Raw genomic sequence first — 2,192 nt, 5'->3', positions numbered from 1 at the left:
GTCTCGGAGCCGGGGCGGCGGGCTGTCGGGCCTCAGGAGGGCTCCTGGAGTCCCTGGAGGCCTTGTGGGCGGGCACCACGGGCGTACCGGGCGTAGCGGCCGGGGGTGGTGCCGGCGATCCGCTTGAAGTGCCGGGTCAGGTGGGACTGGTCGTGGAAGCCCACGGCGGCGGCCGCCTCGCCGGGCGGCACCCCGTCGAGCAGCAGCCGGCGGGCCCGGTCGACCCGGCGGGACGTCACGTACTGGTGCGGCGCGATGGCGTAGGCCGCGCTGAAGGCCCGTACGAGATGGGCGGGGTGCGCGTGGACGAGGCGGGCGGCCTCGGCCAGGGTGACGCCCTCGCGCAGCCGCTCGTCGAGGAGCTCCCGCAGGTCCCGCGCCACGCCCGGGCCGGGCGGCGGGTCCGCCGGGGCGTCCCCGGGGCGCAGGTGGCCCCGCAGCCGCTCGCCGATGAACGCCAGACGGCTCTCCGCCTCGAACGCGTCGCCCGGGTCGGCGAGGGCGGTGTGCAGCTGTCCGACCTGGGTGCGCAGCAACGGGTCGGCGAGGTCCGGGGTGTCCACGGCGGGCCCGATGAGGCCCGCGTCGAGCTGGGTCATGTCGAGGTAGAGCACCCGTTTGCGGAAGCCGTGGGCGGTCGCGGGCGAACCGTTGTGCGGGACGCCGGGCGGCAGCAGGCTCACCGTGCCGCCCGGGGTCGCGCGCTCGTGGCGGTTCAGGTCGTAGCGGACGGCCCCGTCGTCGACGATCAGGAGCGTCCAGGCGTCGTGGACGTGCATGGGGTAGGCGTGGGCGGTGAAGCGGGCGTGGAAGACCTCCACGACGCCGGCGACGTCCGGTCGCCAGGCCGAGATCTCCTGGGGGCGGTTCTCCCGGGTCACGTTAAGAACGTACAAGACCTCGTCCCGGGCCTGCGGCCAGTCTCGGACCATGGAAACCACGACGACGGAAACCGCCACGACCACGGAACCCGCCCCGGCCCCGGCCGCCGGGCCCGCCCCCATCCGCTTCGACACGAAGGTCGCGCTGCTACTCCGGGACGACCTGGAGACCTGGCAGCGGCTGAATGTGACCGCCTTTCTGATCAGCGGTCTGGGGACGGCGGTGCCGGAGGTGATCGGGGAACCCTACGAGGACGCCGACTCCACCGCGTATCTGCCGATGATCCGGCAGCCCGTGCTGGTCTTCGCGGGGTCGAAGGAGACGATGACCGCCGCGCACGCCAAGGCGCTGTCCCGGTCGCTGACGACGGCCGTGTTCACCTCGGACCTGTTCGGCACGGGGAACGACCGGGACAACCGGGCGGCCGTACGGGCGGTGGGGCGGGACGCGCTCGATCTGGTGGGGCTGGCGGTGTACGGGCCGCGCAACGCCGTGGACAAGGCCCTCAAGGGCGCGCGGATGCACTCCTGAGCCCCGGGGCCGGAGCGGAGCGCCAGGGGCTCGACAGGCCTTAGGACAGGCCGAAGGAGATGCCGGCCGGGAGGACGCCCAGGGCGGCGAGCGGCCCCACCAGCCCGATGACCGCTGACGCCACGGTCATGGCGAGGGACAGAAGTCCTGCGAAGACGCCGAAGACGAGCGTGCCGCCGGTCCGGCGGCCGGCTTGGGCCGTTCGCCCGGCAGCCGCCGGATCGTAGAGAACCTCCACCCGCCGCGCGGACTCGTAGTCGTCCGTGAGGCGGTGGGGCCGGCCGTCGAGGTCGGTGTACTCGTAGGCGCCGGAGGGCAGCCTGCGCCCCTCGACGAGAACACCGCGGGTGCGGAGCCGCCATGCCTCCCGCGCCATCTCCCGGCCCGCGCTCACGCCGTGGCGGAGCGGAACGGCCACGGAGCCGAGCAGCCAGCACGCCAGGGCCGCGTACCACTCGTACGCGCCGAGCAGGGCGGCCACCAGCATCGCCGCCGCTGCCAGGAGAAAGAGCGACACCGAGAGACGCACAGCCGTGCGTCGCCGAGCGGATTCCACCGGGTCCGCGTCCGCGTCCTCGGTGGGCAGGGCGTCCGAGATCATGCGGGGAGGCTAGAGCGTGCGGCGGGATTCCGGGGCCGGTCGGGCGAGACTCGGGGTTCCCCGGCCGTCCCTCCGGGGCCCGGAGCCGGCCCGGGCCCGGTCGGCATGTCGGACGGCGTCCCTGGGCGCATGTGCCCCGGGCATGCGCGAGGGCGGCCACTCCTGGTCGGGAGTGGCC

Annotated in this window: 3 protein-coding genes; 1 reads left to right on the top strand and 2 read right to left on the bottom strand. The window is 74.5% G+C overall.

The genetic code is table 11. The features are described from left to right. Positions 1-32: 32 nt before the first annotated feature. A complete protein-coding gene (locus tag ACFWM7_RS35040) occupies positions 33-932 on the bottom strand; it encodes an AraC family transcriptional regulator (protein ID WP_383268766.1) in 900 nt (299 codons plus the stop codon). Between ACFWM7_RS35040 and ACFWM7_RS35035 the strand changes: the two genes are divergently transcribed. Beyond that, complete coding sequence (locus tag ACFWM7_RS35035; RefSeq protein WP_383268763.1) at positions 931-1,413, top strand: DUF2000 family protein; 483 nt, start codon at positions 931-933, stop codon at positions 1,411-1,413. The genes ACFWM7_RS35040 and ACFWM7_RS35035 overlap by 2 nt on opposite strands. Positions 1,414-1,453: 40 nt before the next feature. Here the strand turns inward: ACFWM7_RS35035 and ACFWM7_RS35030 are convergent, their stop codons facing one another. Continuing rightward, a complete protein-coding gene (locus ACFWM7_RS35030) occupies positions 1,454-2,014 on the bottom strand; it encodes a hypothetical protein (RefSeq protein WP_383268760.1) in 561 nt (186 codons plus the stop codon). Between the last annotated feature and the right edge of the window lie 178 nt (positions 2,015-2,192).

The sequence above is a fragment of the Streptomyces sp. NPDC058375 genome (assembly GCF_042723425.1).
GTDB classification, from domain to species: Bacteria; Actinomycetota; Actinomycetes; order Streptomycetales; family Streptomycetaceae; genus Streptomyces; species Streptomyces durocortorensis.
The sequence above is the reverse complement of the archived record's forward strand: the minus strand, read 5'-3'. Positions and strand labels throughout refer to the sequence as shown.

Coding starts and splice junctions, on each gene's coding strand:
- ACFWM7_RS35035 (WP_383268763.1), top strand. CDS start 931: ATGGAAACCACGACGACGGAAACCGCCACGACCACGGAACCCGCCCCG.
- ACFWM7_RS35040 (WP_383268766.1), bottom strand. CDS start 932: ATGGTCCGAGACTGGCCGCAGGCCCGGGACGAGGTCTTGTACGTTCTT.
- ACFWM7_RS35030 (WP_383268760.1), bottom strand. CDS start 2,014: ATGATCTCGGACGCCCTGCCCACCGAGGACGCGGACGCGGACCCGGTG.